This is a genomic window from Candidatus Contubernalis alkalaceticus (genome assembly GCF_022558445.1).
Lineage (GTDB): Bacteria > Bacillota > Dethiobacteria > SKNC01 > SKNC01 > Contubernalis > Contubernalis alkaliaceticus.
The window spans coordinates 958,364-980,796 of sequence record NZ_CP054699.1 but is presented as its reverse complement, the minus strand read 5'-3'; the positions used below and the strand labels follow the sequence as shown (position 1 = coordinate 980,796).

Sequence of the window (22,433 nt, the reverse complement as noted above, 5' to 3'; positions counted from 1 at the left end):
TGGGAACAAAGTGGTTAAATTAGGGGGAAAAGGCGTAGTTTTGTTTATCATAGGAATGGTTTTATTGATATTCTGCATGGTGCCTATATCTCTTGCAAAAAACGAAGAAACCTACTCACAACTGGAAATTTTTATTTTAGATCCCTTTATAGGAAACATAGAAGAAGCACTTCAACAGACTGCCCTGGAAATTGGCCTGGGCTTATCCGTAAATTCTCTAAGCTCCCGGGATTTTTTACAAACTCTACAGCGGCAGAAACTTTTCCCCTCATATGATGCGGCCATGGTATCCATAGAACAGGCTGCCTCAGCAGATAAACTTAACCTGACTGATAAAGCATCAACAAATGATTTTTTGCCTTCCTCTGCCTGGGAATATGATGAGAGAGATTCTGTGGTTTACCAAAGCTGCATTGTATTTTTGATCAACCGAAATTTCATCGAAAAAATCCCCTTCACCTGGAAAGAACTTGGTGACAGCAGGCTTCCGGTAATCATACCCAACACAGACCTTCCTGCCGGTAAAGCAGCCGTTTTGGCCTGCGCCATAGCTTTGGGAGGAGATGAGGGCAATCTAACCCCAGCTTTTAACTTTTTCAGGGGTCTTAAGAAAAATGATCTGTTATCTGTATCCAATGTAAGCAATGTGGAGAATTGGAATGCTCATCCCGTTAGCATAATGTGGGACTATCACGCCCTTAACATAAAGAATGCTCCTGGGGGAGAAATATTTGAAATTGTGGTACCCATGGATGGAACCCTGGTATCCGGCAGCTCTATTTTATTATTTAATGGAAACCGGGATCAGGAAAACCTAAAAGATATATTAAAACTTAAGGAATACCTTTTCAACTCTCAGGGGCAGACGATTCTAGCCCTTAATGGCTTTTTCCCTATTCATCCTGAATTAGTTGAGGATAATGTGCTGGGCAATTTGCTCCCAGCTGAAATATACCAAAAAGCAGCTTCTGTTAATAATTTTGAAACCTGGGAAAATACCAGTGCCTCTTTTAAAGGGAACTGGCGCAGAATCGTGGAAAAAAGACCGGGGACAGTTACAGTTTACCAAAAGAGTCTTTTTGCTGCCCTGTGTATACTGTGCATGATTTTAGCCAACACTCTCCTGTTTTTGCGAGCTAAAAAGAGTCCTGCCCTGAAGTCATTTATGTTTCTACAGCTCTGCCTTATCTGGTGGCTCTTCCTTCGCTTTTTAAAATATTTCTTATTTACAGATACTATAATTGTTTCTTTTTGGTATGCTGAATACCTGGGAATCATTATGCTGGGCCCCGCCTTCTGGGCTGTCGGTTATACCTATTACAAAGAACGATTCCCCTCAACAAAATCTATAATAATGACTGTATCCCTGGGATTATGCCTGTTTATCCTGGTGGGTTCAAACTCCTTACATGAGCAGGTCTTTGCCTTCGACCACAGCAAATACTTCTGGTACAATAACTATACATATGGTTTACCTTTTTATGTTGTCATCACTTATATCACCATTCTAGTAACTACAGGCATGATTTTTTTCCTCCTTTCCATGGGTAAATCTCCCCATGCCAGGAGACAAGTGCTGTACGTAGTACTCGGGACGGTTACTGCATTTTTAATTAATTTATTATATATCTTTCCTCTGAAGAAACTAGGAATCCCTCATCCCAATATATGGTTTGATACGCCACAACTAATCGGACTGGTATCTCTGACTTTTATAACTGGGGCAGTAAATAATCGATTCCTTGAACCGGAAACAGGACTGGAACCCTTCCTCCGGGATTCAGGAGTTATGGCTGCGGTGGTAAACATCAATGGGTTAATCAACTGGTCAAGCCGATCCTTTGTTCGATGTTTTGGAAGTCCCGGCAGTTTTACCAGGGAGGGCCTTGAATATTTGATAAATTTCCAAAGGGGCGAAGAACTTCCCTGGGAAAAAATTAAAGAATTTATACCTGAACCAGAAAAGAACCCCCTTCAAGGGAAAAAAATGTTTTTAAGAACTATGGTATTTAAGGTTGGTGCCAACTACGCTTTTGTTTTGTCCGATGTCAGCAAATACCGACAAATGCTGATGAGCCTATGGGATCGAAAACAACAATTAGAGCGAATAAAAAATATCCTTGAAGGAGAGCTGTCCCTGACGGAAACAACAACAGCAGCAAAAGAACGGAAAGCCTTTACCTCCGGCCTGGATACATTAATGTCGAAAACTCTAAACGAAATAAAATCCGAAATCAATACACTTTCAACTGGTACAGGCCTGCAGGCGAAAAGGTCATCATTACAAAAAATCAAATTCAAGTCCTTTTACTGCCACCAGCTTCTAAGACTTTATCTATACAGTATGCAGCGTATTTCTATGAACCACGAATCAGCGGCCTCTTTTTTAAAAGCCATAGTTAATCAGCTTCAAACCTGCGGCATAAAAGCTGAATTATTTACTTTTGGAAAGGCACAGGCACAGATTAATGAAATCAAAGCAATGTATCAGATTCTATATATCATTTTTTTCTCTCTCCAAGATTATTGTGAAGAATTTCTAGTCCCAAAAAACTTATTAAAGGAACAAAATAACCATTGGTTAATCCGTTACACATCATCAGCTGAAGAACTTACCCTTACCATATTAATGCCTTCGGGCATCACCCTTCCCTCCCCTATACTACTGCTGATCCTCAAAGAAATTCAAAGCGCCTCCGGAGTCATGCGATTTCATGATAATCAAAGGGCAGGGTCCAAAGAAGAAATTACCGCTCTTCACCTGATATTCCCCGGGTGCCCTGAACAAAAAGAAGACAGCCGTCATTCCCCAAGGAGGTGCAAGAATTGATCAATTATTACCTTCTCCCACCTGCGCTTCGGGTGACCATGGCTTTTCTTGCACTTTCTTCCGGCATCCTATCCATGTCCTCCACAGCTTTTTTAGCCCAAATTTCTTTAGTGAAAGATGACGCTTTCTATTCTGCCCTGGCCCTGCGAATATCCTTATTTCTAGCTGTCAGCGGAAAGCTAATAGAAAATGCCTTTGTCCATAACATGGTCTGGGAAGGAACATTTCTCCCAGTCCCGGGCCAAATAAAATATTTGGCTCTTCTGCCTGCTTTCGCCCTTTTTTGGATTATTAAGGTTGACCCAAAAAAAAGAAAAAATGATAAAAAAATATTATCAACCCCTTACCAGATCAACGCTTTCACCTGCTCAACCTGTTCTGCCTTTTTAATTACCGTTTTCATAGGCGATAACTCCGGTTTATCAGCTTTTACCCTATCTTTTTTTGCTGCCTGCCTTCTGGCCTTCGTTGAATCCGCCTCATATTTTAGCAAACTGTTGAGATATACAACCAGCAATTTCACTCCCCTGGCCCTACGGGAGATATTTGATAATTTAGAAGAAGCTGCTGTTTTGGTGGACGATAAAAAATGGATCGAAGAACAAAACAAATCGTTTTTAAAACTGAGTAAAAAAATTGGTGTGCCTGATGATTGTCATGATTGGACAAGGTGGCAAAAATATTTATTGGACCACCTATCTGCCTCTGGGGAGGGAAATGAATTAGCAGTACCTGATGATCTGCCTGTCGAAATTGTATTAAATCAGGAGAGCAAAGCCGTATTAAAAATGTCCTCCCATCGTATTGTAAAAAGAAAAAAAGAAACCTTTACCGTAGTTTTTCAAGATGTAACCCCCTACGTTGAACTGGCTCAACAAATGGAAAAGGTCAATACAGAAATCGACTCAGCTAACCAAAAAATCAAAAAACTAATTCTCCAAATAGCCCAAATAGCTGTGGTCAACGAACGCAAGAGCATTACACAATCTGCTCACGACCACCTGGGTAATCAGCTTTCAGTGATACTAATGGGAGCAGAAGCTGCCCTTTCTGAAATAGATAACAATCCTGAAAAAGCGATGTTCTTCATAAAATCAGTTGAACCCCTTCTTGGTAAAAATTGGGAAGAACGGCTCCCCAAGGACCCTCTTACCCTAAGGGATACCATAGAAGTTCTTTCTTCACTTTTTACCAACATAGGCATACAGATAGAAACTTCTATTTCCAATACCCCCCTTCCCCTGCCCGTGGATCATGCTTTTGCGGAAATCTGCCGGGAAGCCATGACCAACTCATTATGTCATGGAAATGTTAAAACCATAAGAGTATCCCTCAAGTTCGAAAAGAGCAAAGTACAGCTGACCATTTCTGATAACGGCAAAGGCAGTGACTCTGGTCAACTAAAGCACGGTTTGGGGATAACAGGTATGCGCCGAAGGATAGAAAACTTAAATGGCTTCCTCCAGGTGGAGAACCTGCCTGATGAAGGTTTCGTTGTAAAAGCTGAAGCCCCCGCAGAGTAATTATTAACAACAATTGCCTATCCTAAAACAGATTTTGATGAGGCAGCTAATTATTTAACCAGTGCCCAGCGGGATGAAATAAGCAGCATTTAAGAAGGAAATGGAAAACGAAGAAGATTACGATGAATAGTAAACATAATCTGATAAAAATCCAAAACCCATGAGCATTTCCAAGGCCGCAGCCAATAGGAAAATTAGAATAATACATACCATAGGCCAGGAAAACCATCCCCTTGGAAACCACCCCTCTTTGTTATTTAATAGGGGTGAGACGATGGACTTTTTCTGTATTTTTAAAAGACAAATCACCATGCCCGCTGCAGCCGGAAGGGCAAAAACCAGCAATCCCAGTAAGTTAGAAGGTTCAGCTGTGGCCTCAACGTTGGAAATTCCATAAATATATAAGTAAGTTACTGCAAAAAAATTATTAAGCATATGGTAAAATACCCCTGCCAACAATGAACCGGTTTTTATTACCACCAAACCAATGGTAATTCCTAAAAAGAATGTGCCGATCAAACTTAGAAAGGACATATGCATTAATGCAAAAAGAAAAGCACTGAACACCAGTGCAGGCACATATCCCTGCCTTTCTATAGAGGGCATCAAAGCTCCCCGAAACAATACTTCTTCACAAACACCCGCAGAAAAAACAATAACCACATAATATATTATAAGTTCCCTCACTGTAGTTGGAATAGCTATTGTTTCAATAGGCTCAAACCCAAATTCCATTAAAAAAGTAACCAGGCCGGCTGCAATTACAATATTTATGATCCAGGTACATAAAGCTAGAAAGAAAATCAAAGGAATAAACCCTGCATTAAATAATTGTAACCGCCCAAAAACTGAGGGCTTAACTTTATACCGCCGCCAGTACATAAGCGCTGCAGGGAGGATTATAACCCACTGAATTACCATCATCCCCATCTCAACGTGAATCATCTGAGCAATAGACCCCAGGGTTACAAATAAAATCATCACCGCCAAAATCAGGCGGATTCCGGAAGCAGTAGTTGGGGCCGGCCCCTCTCCAGCAGCAAAATTTTCAGAATTACTATTTTGATTTTCCCAAGACACATCATTACCCCATTTCATACTATAGTTAACTGGTATTAATAATTTATATCTTTACTTCCGATAATCCTTTAATGTTTAGACTTCTTTTCTAAATTAAAAGAAAAATATTTAAATTATAATAATAAAAATGCTGTAACTTTCTGAAGTAATTAAAGGTCATTTTATTGCAATGCTTGAAGGGATAACCAGGATAGAAATCGAAATATTATAAATCTATTAAACCTTACCCCAAAACATTGTTTTAGTATAAGAAAAAGTTTTATAGTTTTAAGGAGGAACATACAAAATGATTTTTCGAAATGCAAAAATGTCCGACGTGGAGAGCATAGCCTCATTGATTAACGACTACGCTGATCAAAATCTCATGCTGCCCCGGACCATCCCCTTCATATACCAAAGAATTAGAGAGTACATGGTAATTGAAAAAGACGATATTATTATCGGTGTTGGAGCACTGCATGTCCTTTGGAAAGACCTGGCGGAAATATGCTCCCTGGCCATACACCCCAACTATGTTGGACAAGGATTAGGCCAAAAACTGGTGGAAAAGTTAACTCTGGTTTGCAGGGAATTGGCCATAGAAAAATTATTTACCCTAACCTACCAGCCTGATTTTTTTAAAAAATGTGGTTTTACACCCATTGAAAAAGAAAAGCTGCCTCAAAAAGTATGGACAGAATGTATCAATTGCCCTCTTTTTCCCAACTGCGAAGAAGTTGCACTGATAAAAGACCTGGTTTAATTCCGGTAATTTAGCTTATCTGTTTAAATTGTAATTACCGGAAAACCTGTTTTTTCCGATATACTCAGTAATTGCATTCCCAGCAGGTCCTTTCCATAACGATTAAAAGGTTTTTGTGGCAGAATAATCACCTCAGGTTTTGTTTTCAAATTATTAATTGCTTTTATAAAGTCCTCCACTACCAGCAGCCCAGCGCTCATAATACTGCCCCCAAAAAACTCATTGGGGACCTTTTTTACATCTATTTTATTTTCCTGTGGAAAGTTTTTCTCCAGTACCGTTTTTATCAACGGGTACCCTAAAACCGAGGTCAATATTAGTGCCTCTCGGCCCCTCATTCCCTCCAACCGTCGTACCAGATTCTTAACCTGGTCAGGGTCTATATCACTGTACATAATAAAACCGGGAGATTCTTCTTCCTTTTTCCTTACTATCACCGAGAAGGTTTGTCCATCTCTATTAATACTTAGAACCGGCGAAGAAAGGAATTTAACCCGGTTAAAGGCGTCCTCCCGACAGATTACATTTTCACCATCTATTTTTTCTATGACATCTGCCGGCTGTAACCCTGATTCCCAGGCAGGGCTGTTTTTAATTACTCCTTCAACCCGGGCCTCTAAATCTGTAAGAAACGGAGGTTCTAATATTATGGGAACCTTAAGCACCTCCCTGGCTTCACACAAGAACTCATGGAGTTTTTCCCATAGGGAGGGCTCAAATACCAGAGAAGACGGGGCTAACCGGGTAAATCCAGGAAGAAATACTCTAATGGTATCGGCTCCCCTATCCTCCAGGCACCACAAGGCCTTTCTTAAACTTTCCCAGCCTAGAATATGGGGCAGGGCTACTACGCTGCCGTGAAAATTCAACCCTACTTCTTTAACCTGCCGTAAGATACCTTCCATATCGCTGCCGGAAAGATCCCCCAGAACTTCTTTTCTTTTTTCCAAGGTATTCAAAGAAATAATCAATTCCAGGGGTTCCAACTCTTTAAAGAAAACTAAAAGATCCCGGTTAAGTAAAATTCCGTTGGTAGTAATTTGTATCATCGTTTCAGGAAACTGCTGTCGTAAATTCCCTAAAACCTTTTTGATTCCCAAATAACATAAAGGCTCGCCTTCTACCATACCCGTAGCAGATTCCCCAATTATAATCTTTTTATTCGCTGACAAGTATTGAAAAGAATCTATAATTTCCAAGGGATCCCTTTCAGGCAGCACATAAGCCTTAACTCCGGGAGGATTTTGTTTATGGCTGCAGAATACACAGGAAAGATTGCAGTGAGAGGTAACAGGCAGTATATTCCCGCTGCGCATAGAATTAAAAATTTGAGCTGGAGAAGCACTCTGCACCTTACATCCTCACCTTCTCAATTTTATCAGCCAAACTGTAAGCAGTCTTCCATATATCTCCTGCTCCCATGGTTATAATAATGTCTCCCGCACAGGAATTATGCAAAAGGTATTCTTCTGCATCCCTTGGCTCTAAAACCAGCACTTCCCTGTTTTCCTGCTCCATAATCTTTTGTGCTAGAATCTCACTGCTGATCCCCTCCATGGGATCTTCCCCGGCAGAGTAAATAGGTGTAATAATGATTATATCTGCATCTTTAAAACTGGTAACAAAATCATCAAAGAGATAATACGTCCTGGAATAACGGTGGGGCTGAAATACAGCCACAACCCTTCTGTCCCCGGTCAATTTAGCTGCTTTTAAAGTGACCTTAATTTCTGTTGGATGGTGAGCATAATCATCCACCACAGTAATGTCTTTTACTTCTCCCACGATTTGATATCTTCGTTTGGCACCTTTAAAGGTTTTAATTATTTCTTTAATATCCGTAAAATTCATTCCCAGTTCGCGGGCTACCGCTACAGCTGCCAAAGCGTTGTATATATTATGTTCTCCCGGGACACTCAACTGCATTTCTCCCAATTTTTCATCTCCGAAATGAACCGTAAAGGTAGAACCTTCCCGATTGTAGGCAATGTCTGTGACCCTATAGTGGGAGTTATTATTTAACCCATAAGTAATGCACTGGTCAGCACAGCTTTTCTGTAATCTTTCCAGATAAGGATCGTCCCCACAAATAATGGTCTTACCGCCTTTCTTAAGATTTTTTAAAAACATTTCATAGGTTTCAATAATCCTCTCAAAACTTCCCCCGTAGTGTTCCAGGTGATCCGCTTCAACATTAGTTATAACCGCTAAAGATGGTTTATATCGTAAAAAAGAATGGTCACTTTCACAGGCCTCTGCCACCAGATACTGGCTTTTCCCCAGCCGGGCATTGCCATCAAAATCACTCAACTCTCCCCCAATTACCGCTGTAGGATCCAGTCCACCCTTTTCCAAAACCAGGGAAACCATAGCAGTAGTAGTTGTCTTCCCATGAGTTCCGGCAATAGCAATTCCATGACGGCTGTTTATAAGATAGGCCAGCAGTTCTGAGCGATGCCAAAGAGGAATATTTTTCTCCCTGGCCGCCAGGATTTCCGGGTTAGTTGAGGGAATGGCCGTAGAATAGACCACCAGGTCTGCACCTAAAACGTTTTGAAAGTTATGCTCAAAATAAATTTGAGCTCCCATGCTCTTTAATTTTTTGGTTATGTTAGATTCATTCAAATCAGAACCGCTCACTTCATAACCCAGCTGCACAAATATTTTAGCCAGGGCGCTCATTCCATAACCGCCAATCCCTACAAAATGAACTTTTTTATAATTTTCCACAAAATTCATTCCTTTCCACACTAATAATAGATTCTTCCAGATAAAAAGCTAATTAACTGTGATAATAACTCCTATTATTTTTATGAAATATTATTTTTTCTCATTCCAGAGTTATCAATTAACATATATTTTACAATTCCTTTTGAGATAGCTTTATGTAAAAAAGAATTATTCATCATTTGTTATGTTTAATAACTATATTGAACTAATATATAACAAACAAACTAAGTAATCCACACAATTCACAGGGTTATCCACAGATTTTTTATGCGGTGCCTTGGGGTTTCTTCTCCATATCCACATTATCCACAGAAAGGTAACATAATTATTAAACAAAAATATGCAATAGTTTGCTCAAATAATCAGGTAATGGTAAGATTCTTTTATGTCTCGTCGCATCCGGCAGACAACTGCAGGCCGGGGACGGCATTTAAATCCATTGACGCAAAATCCTTTTTTAAATACTGATAAATCCCGGCACAGGCAATCATGGCCCCGTTGTCCGTACAGAACTCCAGGGGAGGATAATAAACACGATACCCTTCCTCCGAAGCCCTGCGGGATAGACTGGACCGCAGTGAAAGATTGGCCGCCACGCCCCCGGAAAGGGCAATAGTCTTCACATTCTTCCTTTCGGCAGCCTGAATAGCCTTTTCAACCAAGACTTCCACCACCGCCTGCTGAAAACTGGCGGCTAAATCCCTTACATCTATTTCCTCATTTTTCTGACTCATGCGATTTATATAATTTAAAACTGCCGACTTTACGCCGCTGAAACTAAAATCAAGGCTGTTTCCCTCCAGAAAGGCCCTGGGAAAAGTTATTGCCTCCGGGTTACCTTCTGCAGACAACCGGTCAATTATCGGGCCCCCAGGATAACCCAGGCCCAGTGCCCGGGCCACTTTATCAAAGACTTCCCCGGCTGCATCATCCCGGGTTCTGCCCAGAACTTCAAAGCACCCATGTTCCTCTATATACACCAGGTTAGTATGGCCCCCGGATACAATCAGGGCTACCAGAGGCAGCTCAAGGTCCCGGTGTAGCAAAAAATTAGCATAAAGATGACCCTCTATGTGGTTAACGGCAATCAGAGGCAGCCCAGCCGCATAAGACAAGGCTTTAGCACAAGTCACTCCCATCAGCAGCGCCCCCACCAGACCAGGCCCGTATGTCACCGCTATTGCACTGAGTTCATTCAGCTTCATCCCTGCCTCCCGAAGAGCTTCATCTACCAAAAGGTTTACAGCCTCCAGGTGATGACGGGAAGCAATCTCCGGCACCACTCCACCGAACCTCTGGTGAAAATCCGCCTGAGAAGATACAAGATTACTTAATATTCTTCCTTCCCCTAATACTACAGCCACGGCAGTATCGTCACAGGAGGTTTCAATCCCCATAATAATGACTTCTTTTTGCAGACTTTTTTTCTTTTCAATCATGTTGGCACCACTCATCTTCCTTTTACATTTCTCCTTAAAAAATATTAAAACATTACTTGTCTTCAAGAGCTATATTCATAAAGACTGCATCCTCATCACCATAATAACCTTTTTTGATGCCCGCCTCTCTAAAGCCCATTTTTTCGTAAAGACGCAGGGCAGAGCCATTGGTGGCTCTGACCTCTAGAGACACCCTCCTTGCCCCCCTGACGCCAGCCCTGTTCAACAGGGCTCCAAGAAGCATGCAGCCGTACCCCTTCTGCCGAAAAACAGGAGCCACCGCAAGGTTAGTAATGTGACAGTACTGATAAAAATTCCACATTCCCCCGTACCCTAACACCTTATTTTCATTCTTTAATACCAAATAATCTGCATATTCATTATCTTTCAACTCGTTTAAAAAAAGAAAAAATGACCAGGGCTTTATATAAGACTGACGTTCAATGGCTACTACTTCAAACAAATCTCCAAGGCCCATAGGTTTAAGGTTCAGTTCTTTCTGCTGCAGCAGCACCATCATCTCCTTTTTGCCGCTCCTCCCATTTTACTTCTGCTTCAGAACGACGAAGATACATTGGTTTTAAATGCAGGTAATTGTCTCGGTGTTTCTCAGAACAAATCCTATTTAAGCCCAGGTAGGCCACCAGAGCACCCCTGTTCACCCTCAGAAAGGGAGGAGCAAAACAGGCCCGTGCTTTCAATGTTTCCTGTAAGAGATCCCTGTACTTATCCATGGCATCACCTAAAAAGATTATTTTTTCCTCCGGTGCTGCTATTAAGAACTCCAGCAGCTCCCGCAGGGGAACAGCCATATAATTAGTAATTCTCTCAATTTGTTCCCCTGAACTCCGATAAACAGCAGAATATACCTCTCCCCGCCGGGCATCCAGCAGAGGACAGATTAACCCTTCCCCATAGTTGAACTGAAAGGCTAACACATCCAGAGTGGGAATCCCCACCAGGGGAATTCCCAAAGCCTGGGATAAAGCTCTGGCCGCAGCTACCCCAATTCTTATGCCGGTAAAAGACCCTGGTCCACAGGTTACCGAGATTCCCCCTAAATCACCTGGAGTAAAATCACAGTTCTCAATCACCGCAGAGATTAAGGGCATAAGCCTTTGAGAATGTGTTTTTTTATTCTGTAAGGTATACTCTCCCACAATCTGGTTTTCCCGGGCTAAGGCCACGCTGCACACCATGGTAGAAGTATCAATTCCCAGTATTAGCACCCTTGAATCAGCTCCTCAACCATCTTAACATATCTTTTTCCCCGGGGCTGAAAAGCCAGGCGTCTACCCTCTAACTCCAGTGGCTCTGTCTTCTCCAGGGTAATCCCCAGGTACTCATGGGGCAAATAATCTACTATTTTCTCCGCCCACTCAATCACTGAAACCCCTTCTCCATAAAAATATTCTTCATAACCCAGTTCCAGGATTTCTTCAGGATCCTCCAGGCGGTAAACATCAAAATGATACAGGGGTAATCTACCCGGATATTCATTAATTAAAACAAAGGTAGGACTGGTGACATAATTATGCACTCCCAAACCCTGAGCCAGACCCTGGGTAAAAACAGTTTTTCCCGTCCCCAGATCACCAAAAAGAGCGACAATATCCCCTGTTGCCAAAAGCATTCCCAATTTTTTCCCCACTTCCCGGGTTTCCTGGGTGCTGGCAGCAGTAAGTTCATACACTTTTAACAACTCCTCCAAACATTTTAAAAATGATCAAAACCCTTTCGGGTCAGCTTTGTTTCCTCTCCCTGAAAATCTACAATCTTTAAGCCCTCTTCTTTGGAGACAATCTTTCCAATTACGATTATTTTGCCTTCCAGTTCCCCGGATAAATCTTTCATCCGGGCAAGATTTTCTTCAGAAAAGGTAAAAAGCAGTTCGTAATCTTCCCCTCCAGAAACCGCCAAACTGACCGGATCCAGGGTTAGATGGCGGCAGACCCTTCCAGTGGCATCACTGATAGGAAGGCTGCTGGCAAATATCCTGGCGCCTACACCACTGGCACTGCAGATTTCTCCTAAATCTTTGTACAGTCCATCGCTCAGGTCAATCATGGAGGTAACAACTCCTGAGGCTGAAAGTATCCTAGATTCCTTAATGCGTAAGGGAGGCTCCTGGTGTGCCTTCAAAACTTCCTTCTCCCATTCATTCTGGGAGGGAAGCCCCTGTAGCAGCAGTTCCAACCCAGCGGCAGAAGCCCCTAAAAAACCGGTCACAGCCACTAAATCCCCTTCCCTGGCTCCAGACCTTACCAACATCCGCTCCCGCTCCACTTCCCCTATCAGAGTAATGCTTATGGTAATCCCCTGAGGGGACCTTACCGTATCTCCTCCGATCAGATTGATAGAGCAGATGCGGCACAAATCCTTCATCCCCCGGTAGAATTCTTCTATCCATTCCACTTCCGTATTTGAAGGCAATGCCACTGCTATTAACAGGTGGCGGGGCGCCCCCCCCATGGCAGCTATATCCGATATATTTACTGCCAGAGATTTTCTTCCCAGCTGCCAAGGAGAAATAGTCTCCCTCAAAAAATGTATCCCCTCCACCAGGACATCCTTGGTGAACAGCTGCAATTTATCTTCAGCAGTTTTAACTGCAGCTGCGTCATCCCCGATTCCTGTGACCACCACCTCCGGGTCAGGGAAAATATCTCGGGTCAGCCCTTTTATCAATTGCACCTCGCCAATTTCAGATATTAACATAGTATTATTAACCTTCCCCGTCCTTTTAATGTATCTTTTGACCATATGTAAAAAAACACTAAAGTTATTATATCACAGCCTGTTAACACAATTTTAAAAAGATACTGTTATTAACTATTTTAGGTGATCCTCCACTACCCGAAGTGCACAGTATTCACCACACATGGAGCAGGTCTCCTTTTTCTCAGGGTTTTTTCTCTCCCATACAGCTTTTGCCTTAACCGGGTCAATAGCTAGAGAGAACTGAGTTTCCCAGTCCAAATCCCTCCTGGCCTTAGCCATACTGAGATCTTTTTCCGCCGCCCCCTTGACCCCTTTCACCAAATCAGCAGCATGAGCAGCAATCCGAGAGGCCATCACTCCCTCCCTTACATCCTGGGCATCGGGCAGACCCAGGTGCTCTGCGGGAGTAACATAACAAAGAAAATCAGCTCCCGCTGCCGCCGCCACAGTACCACCGATGGCAGACACAATATGGTCATACCCGGGGGCAATGTCCGTAACCAGGGGCCCCAATACATAAAAAGGCGCCTCCCTGCAAATTCTTTTCTGCAGCTGTACATTGGCAGCAATCTGGTCCAGGGGGACATGTCCAGGGCCTTCTACCATTACCTGGACTCCCTTTTCCCGGGCTCTATCCACCAGCTCTCCTAGAATCAATAGTTCCTGTATCTGAGGTCTGTCCGTGGCATCCGACACACATCCAGGGCGAAACCCATCCCCCAGGCTGAGAGTAACATCATACTCAAGGGCCAGTTCCAACAATTGATCATAATAGCGGAAATAAGGGTTTTCTTTTCCGTGGCGAATCATCCACGCAGCCATAATGGCACCTCCCCGGCTCACCAGAGGCAGGACTCTGTCCTGTTCCTTTAACCTCTCTAATGATTCCAAGGTTATTCCGCAGTGCACCGTCATAAAATCCACTCCCTCTTTGGCCTGCTCTTCAATCACTTTTAAGAAATTTTCCTCCGGCACAGCCGTAACGCTTCCATACTCCTGACGGGCACTTACAGCTACCTGATATACAGGAACGGTCCCCACCGGAACTGGAGAAGACTTAATAATTTCTCTTCTGATTTCATTTATATAAGGTCCGGTGGAAAGGTCCATCACCGCATGGGCTCCTGCTTCCACCGCGGCTTTCAGTTTTTCCAGTTCAGGCTCCCTTTCTTTAAATTCCATAGAAATGCCAATGTTAGCATTGACCTTAGTCTTCAAGCCTTTCCCAAACCCTTCGGGTTCAAGATTCACATGCCTGGGGTTGGCCGGAATTACCACCTGGCCGCAGGCCACACTCTCCATTAAGGCTTGAATATCTACCTGTTCCTTTGATGCAACCTTTTCCATCTCATGGGTAATTCTACCTTGTTTCGCACTAACTAATTGAGTCATTATCCCACTCCCTCTTTTTTCTTAAATTTTAGTAATGTTAAACTTTTTTTCTTTCTTCGTCAGATATGTCCTGTCTGTTTCCATGGCAAATAATAAAACCCAAAAGAAAAACCTCGGGAAAACCCGCGGCCTTTGTGACTTCAAGTTACCTTCCCTTCGCCGGTATTACCCTAACAGGTTCAAAGGGTTGGGAAATAATATCCCTCTCAGCCCCTATAGGAGCACCCCCAGGTTTAAATCTTATATTTATTTTTTTCTAAATATATCAATTTGTCAAGGGGACAGTTCTTCTGACAACCTTGACAATTTATAATTTTGCTTTCTGGTTTCTTAATACTTTTTCCAAACATTCAGTAAACCGGCGGTTCTCCTGCATGGTACCCACCGTAATACGGATAAAATCCGGGTGGCCAAAAATATCCCCGGTTCTGACAATTACACCCAACTTCATCATCTCCTGAAACACTTCCTGAGAATCAACCCCCACCTGAAGAAATATAAAATTAGCCTGGGTAGGAACGTAATTAATCCCTTTTTTCTCAAACCAACTAAATAAAAAGTCCTTACCCTCCCTGTTCCCCTGAATGCTTTTTTCCAGATGCTCCTGATCCTCCACCGCAGCCAGAGCAGCCACCTGAGCCAACAAATTTACATTAAAAGGTTCTCTAACCCGATGCAGTGCAGATATTATATCCGGCTTAGCAATACCATAACCTATCCTCTGCCCTGCCAATCCGTAAATTTTAGAAAAAGTTCTGAGTACTATTACGTTTTGACCTTCCCCCACATAATCCAGCGACTGAGGGTAATCTTCATCCTCCACATACTCATAATAAGCTTCATCAAAAACCACTAGAACCCTGGGATCCAGCTGCTTTAAAAAATCATCCGTTTCAGCTTTGGTAACTATAGTTCCTGTAGGATTGTTAGGATTACATATAAAAACAATTTTGGTTTTTTCCGTCACTGCTCTGCCCATGGACTCCAGATCATGGGTAAAATCCTTTAGAGGCACGAAAACACAATTGGCTCCCATGATCTTTCCAACAAATTCATACTCCGAAAATGAAGGCTGGGCAATCACTATTTCGTCACCGGGGTCTAAAAAGGCTTCTGCCAATAATTTTAATATCTCATCGGATCCATTGCCCACCACCAGGTTGTCAGGTTCTACGAAGAGCATTTCTGCCAGCATATCCTTTAAATAAAAGCAGTTGCCGTCGGGATACATACTAATCTTATGCAGAGCTTCCCTCATAGCTTCCAATGCCCTGGGAGAAGGCCCAAAGGGATTCTCATTGGAAGCCATCTTGATCACATCTTTGATCCCCAGTTCCCGCTCTACTTCTTCGATAGGTTTCCCGGGCACATATGGCTTAATATCAAAGATAATCTTCCGGGCTATGTCTTCTATCATTATATAACCCCCTTGTATACTATGAGCAGCAGACGATTTGGACGTAAATTTCCAGTTCGTATGGTGCTCATTTGTTCTTTGAAAACTTTATACAGAATCAAATTTATTGTTATCTAAAGTACTTATGATCTTTTTAAAAAGGATTAAAAAAATTAGTAGTAGGGGTTGTGAATATGTGGTCAACGCGAAGTGTTGTCCAAGCAGTTCGTGGGGTCTGTGGGTAACTCGAAGAGTTATCCATCAGAATCCACAACTGCGGCATATTCACAAGCCTATCAAACAATACGTTTCCGCTTATCATATCAAAATAATTTGAAAATAGGGTTTACAGTCCTGGGATGTCTTTGGGAAAATATAGCCATAGGTGTCTACCAAGGGAATGTTCAATCTCCTCCCGTTGCCCCGTTATCGGGTGTCTTCCTTTTTTAGAGTGTTCCCCTGGCCCCATGTTATAGACCAACACGCTGACTGTTTCCCGGTTGCCCCTCTCTCCTGCCAGCAGAGGGAGACCAGTGCACCGAGGGGAACCGGTGTATTCCAATAGCTCGCAAGGCTGTCGTTCATGGGTTTCCCAGGGACATCCCAGGACTGTAGACATCACATCCTTTTTCTAAGGAGGTGAAAACAACGATGACTATCCCTTTGTTTGTCGGTATTGATGTAAGCAGCAAGGAAAATGTAGTATGCTGTTTAACCGATGAAGAAGAGAAACGAGCTTTATGCCGCTTTACTGTTCTAAATAACCGACCCGGTATCATGGAGCTGCAGAAACGGATTAATCAGCTGGTAGATAAGCATAGTTTTGATGAAATTCGTTTTGGACTGGAACATACCGGCTGCTACTCGACTCACGCCGCCATATACTTACATCGGCATTTAGATTTTGGGTGCTCTAATGTTAAAGTCTATATGTTTAACCCGAGCCTAATTAAGGAGTATAAAAAGTCTCATTTCCTTTCCCCCCCTAAAAATGACCGGGTGGATGCCTGGTATATTGCCGCCAAGGTTCGGTCCGGCCACTTACCTCATCCCTTCACCTGGAGTGAACCGATGATGGCACTGCAGCGGCTGACCCGGACCAGGTACCATCTCATGAAGGCACTGGTAAGAGAAAGTAATTTCCTTATGACCAACCTGTATTTAAAATGCAGCGATTACACGCTTGTTTTTGAAAACAAGCTGTCGGCAACTTCTTTGGCCGTCATGGAGGAGTTTGAATCCTCAGAAACTTTAGCAGAAATCTCTGTGGACCAGCTGGTGGAATTTTTAATCCAGCATGGTAAAAATCGATTTGATGATCCTCAATCTGTGGCTAAGGAATTACAGAAAGCAGCTCGTTCTTCTTACCGATTATCTAAGGCTATGGCTGATTCTGTTAACCTGGCTATGGCCTCCAGTATTCGGGTCATTCGGACAATTCAGGAACAGATTAAGTCTATAAAAAAGGCTATCGAAGACCATTTAAAAACGATTCCTCAAACTCTAGATTCTGTCCCGGGGATCGGTCCTATCTTTTCTTCTGGTATCTTGGCTGAAATTGGTGACATCCACCAGTTTGCCAGCCATAAGCAGTTGGCTAAGCATGCTGGCATTGCCTGGACTGAGAATCAATCGGGAAACTTTACGGCCAGCCAAACACGGCTAATTCACTCTGGTAACCGCTATTTGCGATATTACTTAATGGAGGCGGCTAACAGTGTTCGGGTGCACGACCCTGTTTTTGCAGAGTATTATGCCAAGAAAAAGGCAGAGCCGAAACAGTTCGCCCATAAACGGGCCCTTGCTCTTACAGCACGTAAACTGGTACGGTTGGTCTTTCATCTGCTAAAGACGAACCAACTCTACCAACCGAGAGGAGGAAACCAACAAGAAATATTATAAAGATTAGCTGCGATTCCATCCACCCATAATTTACCGTTAATGTAATTTTAGTACTGTTAATTTGGGTGGCTTAGTTAAGTGATGCCTTTTTTGAGCAAGCACCCCCTTAACAACAGTGAATTTCTTAAATAATTTCCAGTTAACTACTTGACATCACACCGCTGCTCTAAATCGCTTTATAACTTCCTTCTATCAATTACCCGCTGAGCTTTCCCTTCACTTCTGGGAATAGTCTTGGGTTCCACCAGCTTAATTTTGCCGGAAATTCCTAATATACTATCTATCTTATGTGCAATGGTTCTCTCTAAGTCCTCCAGTCCCTTTACCTTATCAGAGAACAGCTTTTCCGAAACCTCCACCCAAACCTCCAGTGAATCCATACTGCCTTTGCGGTCCACAATCAGCTGGTAATGAGGTTCTGTTTCCCCAATGTCTAAAAGAACACTTTCAATCTGCGTGGGGAATACATTAACTCCCCGAATAATAATCATGTCATCGGTGCGTCCGGTTACCTTATTCATCCGAACCATGGTACGACCACACTCACACTTTTCGTAGTTAAGGGAAGTAATATCCCGGGTACGATAGCGGATTACCGGAAAAGCTTCCTTAGTAATACTGGTAAAAACCAACTCCCCCCTGGAACCCGCCGGCAGAGGGTCTCCCGTTACCGGATCAATTATCTCCGGTATAAAGTGATCTTCAAAAATATGCAGTCCCTCCTGCATAGGACATTCGCTGGAAACTCCTGGGCCAATCACCTCACTGAGACCATAAATATCAATGGCCAATATCCCCAGATTATTCTCAATTTCTCTGCGCATACTCTGAGACCAGGGCTCTGCTCCAAACACCCCGGATTTAAGTTTGATATCCTTCTTAACCCCCATCTCCTGAATGACTTCTCCCATAAACAAGGCATAGGAGGGGGTACAAGCCAGTACTGTAGTGCCAAAGTCCTGCATCAGCATTACCTGCCGCTGTGTGTTTCCACCAGAAATGGGAATAACCGAAGCCCCAACCCGTTCTGCCCCATAGTGTACTCCCAGCCCCCCTGTAAATAAACCGTAGCCATAGGCAATCTGCACCACATCCTCTTTGGTAGTGTTGGCACAGGTCAGGGTCCGGGCCAAAAGCTCCGACCAGGTATCAATGTCATTTCGGGTATAACCTACCACCGTAGGCTTCCCGGTAGTGCCCGAGGAAGAATGAATTCGTACCACCTCCGACATGGGCACAGTAAAAAGCCCAAAGGGATAATTATCCCTCAAATCTTTTTTGGCGATAAAGGGAAGCAGCTTCAGGTCATTTAATGTCTTTATGTCCCCCGGCTTAACCCCTCTTTCATCCATTAAATTATGGTAATAGGGTACTTTATTATAAACCCTTTCTACCGTCTGCTTTAATCGTTCCAACTGAACTTTCTCCAGTTCTTCTCTGTCCATACATTCATATTTATCATTCCAAATCACTTTACCGGCCTCCCTAAAGTAAATCCTAATTATATCTATACCTGTCTATAACCTTATGACAGTTCGACATTAAGGCCAAAATTCCTGCACAATTAAGCATAAACAGATAAAAAACTGATTTTGCTTCTTTATTCTATATAATTTTTCCATAATTACCCTTGAACGTTACCTGTATATTTAAAAATTTAATTCAATATAAATTAAGAAAAGTTTTTATGAAAAAACTGAACAAAGGGGGTGAATGAAATTAAATTTGTCTTCATGAAAACTAACCTGACTAGTAAAACCAGGAAAAAGGCTGTACTGGCAGCCATTGTCCTTCTTTCTTTAAGTCTTTCCATCTTCCTGGACTTTCCTCAAAACATTATCACTGTAGTTACCGGTCAGGACCGGCTGGTGCCCATCTATTATGTAGAAACACCTGAGAAAAAGGTGGCCATCAGTTTCGATGCCTGTTGGGGAGCTGAATACACTCCAAAGATCCTTGAAGTTCTAAGGGAAAATGATTTAAAAACCACATTTTTCTTAACAGGTTTTTGGTTAGAAAAATATCCGGACATGGTAAAACAAATTTCTGAAGAAGGGCACGAAATCGGCAACCACACATACACCCATCCCCATCTCAATACCCTCTCTGAAGCAGAGATTAAATCAGAAATAGAAAAAACCCACCGGCTAATCAAAGACATCTGCGGACAGGAAGCCAACCTGTTTAGGCCGCCCTTTGGAGAATACAGCAATAAAGTTATTAAAACCCTGGATGAATGCGGATACAAAACCATACAATGGAGCGTAGACTCACTGGACTGGAAAGAGGGGGGCAAAGAATCAATCGTCAACCGGGTGACCAGTATGGCTCACAATGGTGCCATCATTCTTTTTCACAACAACGGGGAGTACACCGCCGAAGCCCTTCCGGAAATCATCGAAAAATTAACTGATGAAGGTTTTACCATTGTACCTATTTCTGAATTGCTTTATTCTAATAACTATTACGTAGACCCCCACAGCGGGGCACAAAAAAAGAAAGAATAGGCACAGGAAACACATGATAAAAAGAACGTTAAGGCAAGCCTTAACGTTCTTTTTTACTATAAGTAAAAATAATTTTCAATACAGCCTACTTTATCTTACTTTTCGCCTTATTTTTTCCGCAATACTTTTCACTTCATTCCTAAAATTTTCTATAGTATGGTCTAAAATATCCCTTCTTCTTTCATAAGCCCAGGAGAATTCCTTCCTATGCAATTCAAACCGGGGGCCATATTTTTCTTTAAAGTTATCCCAGGTCCCCACGTTCATTAGGAAAAACAAAAGGCCGGCAATAACCGCCAGAGAAACAATCCTGATTATACCTCTCCAAATTTCCCGTCCCCCTTCCGGAGGAATCTGAGCAGCCGTGCCGCCTGGAGGGGTTTCCTCTCCCTCTACCTCACCCTCTGTCCCATAAAAATAATGACCAACAGAATCGGCAAAATAAGCGATTCCATTTTCAGCAGACTCCCGGGTATTGGTATGAGCCCCAACTTCTAAAAGCAGTGAAAGAGGAGTTAGATCCTGATTATAATTACCCTGGGCCAGCATAATTCCCTTAACAAGACCCGGGTGAATTTGATCAGAAATAGATTTTAAATCCATGGCAAATTCCTTGTTTACCTGCATGTGTGCATTCTGTCTTCCCACCACGAACAATATTTGTGTTGCAGGCACACTATCCAGCTTGGTAGCATACGCTTCAGGAGGGGCCGCATCCCGGTGCACATCGAAAATTGCATCAGGTTCCTGCTCTAATAGTTCCAATACCGTATCCCTGGAACGGCGGTAGGCTCCCCGGTCATGGGGGGTGTGGAGGTCTTCGGAAAAAAGGGCTTTAATCCCTTTTTCCTCTAAAGCCTGCTGAAAAGCCCTCCCTACCTCATGAATCCCCCCTTCACCATCAATGCTATCGGTACCATCAGTGGGCACATAGGATTCCGCATTATGGGTGTGATAAATGGCAATGGCCTTCTTAAGCTCCCCCCCTTCATCCTCCTGAACAAATTCTGTCCCGTAGGGATTAATCCCCCCGGCTGCCTCTTCAAAATTCTCCGATAAAGTTCGGGACAGGTTAGCCGGGGGAGTCAACTGTACTTTTCCCTGGTACCGTCCGTAGGCCTTATAACCCTCCACTTTAAAAACCTTGTAATGTCTATTATCCTGGGCTATAAATTCATCATTCACAGACCACCTGCGTCCCGTAACGGTAAGCTGTCTTCCTTGTTCATCCAACAGCTCGAAATATTTTCCCTGGGCGATTTCCTCTGGGGTCAACTCATCAAAAGTAATGTCCTGCACAGGTTTTAAAACAATCAATTCCAGCTCTTGTGCACTCAGTATCCCAATACTTAAAACTAAAAGAATAGCAAAGGCCGGCGGGATATATAATAATAGTTTTATAAACTTTTTTGTCCAGTGACTTTTACTAGCCATGTTTTGGCCCCCCTTGAAGTCTTTCTCTTGTTTCACCCACCACTTCTGCCAACAGCACCGCCAGCATTCCGGCGATTACCACCGTCCCAAAAGCTCCCCCTGCTCCGACCTCCAGGTCGGTAAAGGGTAAACCTCTCAGCTGTATTTCCAAAAGACTGACCAGATCCAATAAAATTACTCCCAAGACTCCACCAATAAATGCAGCCCTTCTAGATCTCCCCCAGAGATAAGCAATAACCCCGGCGGCTATAGCTGGAAAATATATGGGATCCAGATCAAGCCCCCCCCCAGGTCGAATGGAAAGGATTTTGTCACTTAAATAAACAATCACTGTAACCAGGAGTGCCGTGGCTATAGCCCGACCCTTTTCCTGAGCAGTATCCGCGGTAACTAAAAGATACAGGCAAACCCCCAGAGGAACCAGTGCTCCTCCCACATTAATAAACACATTGTTTCCCAAGGGAATAGGAGGAATAAAGAGACCGGCCAGCATAAGCAGAAGAATAACCAGTGCCGTTTCTTTAGTCAATTTCATTCTATCTAAAACCCGGTGCAGAAAACCCAAGTAAACCAAGGCAGTAACCAGCGTCAGCACAATAATTCCGGGAGAAAATATGTACATGTCTTAACCCTTCCTTTTCGTCTTTCCTTTTTTTTATTGTCCCCGGGAAAGGTATGATTATACTCTGCCCATGACACACAAAAAAACACCCCAAAAATACTTTAAGGGGTGTTTC

The 22,433-nt window shown here is 42.9% G+C and carries 19 protein-coding genes and 1 riboswitch; of the genes, 5 read left to right on the top strand and 14 right to left on the bottom strand.

Annotation, left to right across the window (positions count from 1 at the left end):
* Positions 1-10: 10 nt before the first annotated feature.
* Both HUE98_RS04700 and HUE98_RS04695 read left to right on the top strand, forming a co-directional pair.
* Positions 11-2,830, top strand: coding sequence for a histidine kinase N-terminal 7TM domain-containing protein (locus tag HUE98_RS04700; RefSeq protein ID WP_241422708.1), 2,820 nt, complete (start codon positions 11-13; stop codon positions 2,828-2,830).
* Complete coding sequence (locus tag HUE98_RS04695; protein ID WP_241422707.1) at positions 2,827-4,353, top strand: sensor histidine kinase; 1,527 nt, start codon at positions 2,827-2,829, stop codon at positions 4,351-4,353. The genes HUE98_RS04700 and HUE98_RS04695 overlap by 4 nt, the downstream gene beginning before the upstream one ends.
* Before the next feature lie 117 nt (positions 4,354-4,470).
* On the opposite strand, the gene HUE98_RS04690 is transcribed toward HUE98_RS04695, so the two are convergent.
* Positions 4,471-5,433 carry a type II CAAX endopeptidase family protein gene (locus HUE98_RS04690; protein ID WP_241422706.1) on the bottom strand — a complete coding sequence of 321 codons (963 nt, stop codon included), beginning with the start codon at positions 5,431-5,433 and terminating at the stop codon, positions 4,471-4,473.
* 286 nt (positions 5,434-5,719) lie between these two features.
* Between HUE98_RS04690 and HUE98_RS04685 the strand changes: the two genes are divergently transcribed.
* Positions 5,720-6,175: an N-acetyltransferase gene (locus tag HUE98_RS04685; protein ID WP_241422705.1), complete on the top strand. Its 456-nt coding sequence runs from the start codon at positions 5,720-5,722 to the stop codon at positions 6,173-6,175.
* Positions 6,176-6,198: 23 nt separating this feature from the next.
* Here the strand turns inward: HUE98_RS04685 and HUE98_RS04680 are convergent, their stop codons facing one another.
* The 10 genes from HUE98_RS04680 to HUE98_RS04635 all read right to left on the bottom strand — a co-directional run bounded on the left by HUE98_RS04680 (position 6,199) and on the right by HUE98_RS04635 (position 16,472).
* A complete protein-coding gene (locus tag HUE98_RS04680) occupies positions 6,199-7,527 on the bottom strand; it encodes a DUF512 domain-containing protein (RefSeq protein ID WP_241422704.1) in 1,329 nt (442 codons plus the stop codon).
* 1 nt (position 7,528) lies between these two features.
* Positions 7,529-8,905: a UDP-N-acetylmuramate--L-alanine ligase gene (gene murC / locus HUE98_RS04675; RefSeq protein WP_241422703.1), complete on the bottom strand. Its 1,377-nt coding sequence runs from the start codon at positions 8,903-8,905 to the stop codon at positions 7,529-7,531.
* Positions 8,906-9,288: 383 nt separating this feature from the next.
* A complete protein-coding gene (gene tsaD / locus HUE98_RS04670) occupies positions 9,289-10,359 on the bottom strand; it encodes a tRNA (adenosine(37)-N6)-threonylcarbamoyltransferase complex transferase subunit TsaD (protein ID WP_241422702.1) in 1,071 nt (356 codons plus the stop codon).
* A 37-nt stretch (positions 10,360-10,396) separates the two neighbouring features.
* Positions 10,397-10,864 (bottom strand): ribosomal protein S18-alanine N-acetyltransferase, encoded by a 468-nt coding sequence (gene rimI / locus HUE98_RS04665; protein WP_241422701.1) that lies wholly within the window; start codon positions 10,862-10,864, stop codon positions 10,397-10,399.
* A complete protein-coding gene (gene tsaB, locus HUE98_RS04660; RefSeq protein ID WP_241422700.1) occupies positions 10,827-11,573 on the bottom strand; it encodes a tRNA (adenosine(37)-N6)-threonylcarbamoyltransferase complex dimerization subunit type 1 TsaB in 747 nt (248 codons plus the stop codon). Before tsaB ends, rimI begins: the two co-directional genes overlap by 38 nt.
* Positions 11,567-12,046, bottom strand: a complete 480-nt coding sequence (tsaE, locus tag HUE98_RS04655) for a tRNA (adenosine(37)-N6)-threonylcarbamoyltransferase complex ATPase subunit type 1 TsaE (RefSeq protein ID WP_407080275.1) — start codon at positions 12,044-12,046, stop codon at positions 11,567-11,569. Before tsaE ends, tsaB begins: the two co-directional genes overlap by 7 nt.
* A gap of 14 nt (positions 12,047-12,060) precedes the next feature.
* On the bottom strand, positions 12,061-13,062 hold the full coding sequence (gene thiL / locus HUE98_RS04650; protein ID WP_241422699.1) for a thiamine-phosphate kinase: 1,002 nt from the start codon (positions 13,060-13,062) through the stop codon (positions 12,061-12,063).
* A 114-nt stretch (positions 13,063-13,176) separates the two neighbouring features.
* A complete protein-coding gene (gene thiC / locus HUE98_RS04645; protein ID WP_241422698.1) occupies positions 13,177-14,457 on the bottom strand; it encodes a phosphomethylpyrimidine synthase ThiC in 1,281 nt (426 codons plus the stop codon).
* Positions 14,458-14,591: 134 nt separating this feature from the next.
* Positions 14,592-14,696, bottom strand: a riboswitch (TPP riboswitch).
* 68 nt (positions 14,697-14,764) lie between these two features.
* Positions 14,765-15,874 (bottom strand): histidinol-phosphate transaminase, encoded by a 1,110-nt coding sequence (hisC, locus tag HUE98_RS04640; protein ID WP_241422697.1) that lies wholly within the window; start codon positions 15,872-15,874, stop codon positions 14,765-14,767.
* 325 nt (positions 15,875-16,199) lie between these two features.
* Entirely contained in the window at positions 16,200-16,472 is a 273-nt protein-coding gene (locus tag HUE98_RS04635) for a hypothetical protein (RefSeq protein WP_241420570.1), read from the bottom strand.
* 32 nt (positions 16,473-16,504) lie between these two features.
* On the opposite strand from HUE98_RS04635, the gene HUE98_RS04630 reads away from it, so the two are divergent.
* Complete coding sequence (locus HUE98_RS04630) at positions 16,505-17,755, top strand: IS110 family RNA-guided transposase (RefSeq protein ID WP_241422696.1); 1,251 nt, start codon at positions 16,505-16,507, stop codon at positions 17,753-17,755.
* Between the two features lie 176 nt (positions 17,756-17,931).
* Here HUE98_RS04630 and HUE98_RS04625 read toward each other — a convergent pair whose 3' ends face one another.
* Positions 17,932-19,227 (bottom strand): phenylacetate--CoA ligase family protein, encoded by a 1,296-nt coding sequence (locus HUE98_RS04625; protein WP_318036520.1) that lies wholly within the window; start codon positions 19,225-19,227, stop codon positions 17,932-17,934.
* Between the two features lie 237 nt (positions 19,228-19,464).
* Here HUE98_RS04625 and pdaB point away from each other — a divergent pair, with 237 nt between their 5' ends.
* Complete coding sequence (gene pdaB / locus HUE98_RS04620; RefSeq protein WP_241422695.1) at positions 19,465-20,262, top strand: polysaccharide deacetylase family sporulation protein PdaB; 798 nt, start codon at positions 19,465-19,467, stop codon at positions 20,260-20,262.
* 90 nt (positions 20,263-20,352) lie between these two features.
* Here pdaB and spoIIP read toward each other — a convergent pair whose 3' ends face one another.
* Together spoIIP and HUE98_RS04610 are read right to left on the bottom strand one after the other, a co-directional pair.
* The gene (gene spoIIP / locus HUE98_RS04615) at positions 20,353-21,696 is read right to left on the bottom strand and encodes a stage II sporulation protein P (protein ID WP_241422694.1); all 1,344 of its coding nucleotides are present in this window, start codon (positions 21,694-21,696) and stop codon (positions 20,353-20,355) included.
* Entirely contained in the window at positions 21,689-22,318 is a 630-nt protein-coding gene (locus HUE98_RS04610) for a DUF1614 domain-containing protein (protein WP_241422693.1), read from the bottom strand. The genes spoIIP and HUE98_RS04610 overlap by 8 nt, the downstream gene beginning before the upstream one ends.
* Positions 22,319-22,433: the final 115 nt, after the last annotated feature.

What these genes read in the sequence shown, in the direction of transcription:
- HUE98_RS04685 (WP_241422705.1), top strand. Translation starts at nt 5,720, where the DNA reads ATGATTTTTCGAAATGCAAAAATGTCCGACGTGGAGAGCATAGCCTCA.
- tsaD (WP_241422702.1), bottom strand. Translation starts at nt 10,359, where the DNA reads ATGAGTGGTGCCAACATGATTGAAAAGAAAAAAAGTCTGCAAAAAGAA.
- rimI (WP_241422701.1), bottom strand. Translation starts at nt 10,864, where the DNA reads ATGATGGTGCTGCTGCAGCAGAAAGAACTGAACCTTAAACCTATGGGC.
- thiL (WP_241422699.1), bottom strand. Translation starts at nt 13,062, where the DNA reads ATGTTAATATCTGAAATTGGCGAGGTGCAATTGATAAAAGGGCTGACC.
- thiC (WP_241422698.1), bottom strand. Translation starts at nt 14,457, where the DNA reads ATGACTCAATTAGTTAGTGCGAAACAAGGTAGAATTACCCATGAGATG.
- hisC (WP_241422697.1), bottom strand. Translation starts at nt 15,874, where the DNA reads ATGATAGAAGACATAGCCCGGAAGATTATCTTTGATATTAAGCCATAT.
- HUE98_RS04635 (WP_241420570.1), bottom strand. Translation starts at nt 16,472, where the DNA reads ATGTCTACAGTCCTGGGATGTCCCTGGGAAACCCATGAACGACAGCCT.
- HUE98_RS04630 (WP_241422696.1), top strand. Translation starts at nt 16,505, where the DNA reads ATGACTATCCCTTTGTTTGTCGGTATTGATGTAAGCAGCAAGGAAAAT.
- spoIIP (WP_241422694.1), bottom strand. Translation starts at nt 21,696, where the DNA reads ATGGCTAGTAAAAGTCACTGGACAAAAAAGTTTATAAAACTATTATTA.
- HUE98_RS04610 (WP_241422693.1), bottom strand. Translation starts at nt 22,318, where the DNA reads ATGTACATATTTTCTCCCGGAATTATTGTGCTGACGCTGGTTACTGCC.